Origin of the sequence: Dethiosulfovibrio faecalis (genome assembly GCF_021568795.1) — a bacterium.
GTDB classification, from domain to species: Bacteria; Synergistota; Synergistia; order Synergistales; family Dethiosulfovibrionaceae; genus Dethiosulfovibrio; species Dethiosulfovibrio faecalis.
Genome location: NZ_JAKGUE010000040.1, coordinates 1 through 631, shown reverse-complemented (window position 1 = coordinate 631; position 631 = coordinate 1). Strand labels below are relative to the sequence as shown.

1 protein-coding gene is annotated in these 631 nt (G+C 53.6%); it reads right to left on the bottom strand.

The window, feature by feature from the left end; all coding sequences use genetic code 11:
• On the bottom strand, positions 1–631 hold a 631-nt coding region (locus tag L2W58_RS13005), incomplete at both ends, for a glycoside hydrolase family 2 TIM barrel-domain containing protein (RefSeq protein ID WP_236103836.1).

Below are 631 nucleotides of genomic sequence, written 5' to 3'. Positions count from 1 at the left end.
GTAAGTGCGCTTGCTGAGTTTCCCCGTTGACTGCCTCTTCGCTGTACAGTTCTTTCGGCTTGTTGCCCGCTTCGAAACCAATGCCTAAAGAGAGGTTAAAGCCGACAGCAGCAGTTTCATCAATCACCACGATGCCATGTTCATCTGCCCAGTCGAGCATCTCTTCAGCGTAAGGGTAATGCGAGGTACGGTAGGAGTTGGCCCCAATCCAGTCCATTAATGCGTGGTCGTGCACCATCAGCACGTTATCGAATCCTTTGCCACGCAAGTCCGCATCTTCATGACGGCCAAAGCCAGTAAAGTAGAACGGTTTGTGGTTAATCAGGAACTGTTCGCCCTTCACTGCCACTGACCGGATGCCGACGCGAAGCGGGTAGATATCACACTCTGTCTGGCTTTTGGCTGTGACGCACAGTTCATAGAGATAACCTTCACCCGGTTGCCAGAGGTGCGGATTCACCACTTGCAAAGTCCCGCTAGTGCCTTGTCCAGTTGCAACCACCTGTTGATCCGCATCACGCAGTTCAACGCTGACATCACCATTGGCCACCACCTGCCAGTCAACAGACGCGTGGTTACAGTCTTGCGCGACATGCGTCACCACGGTGATATCGTCCACCCAGGTGTTCGG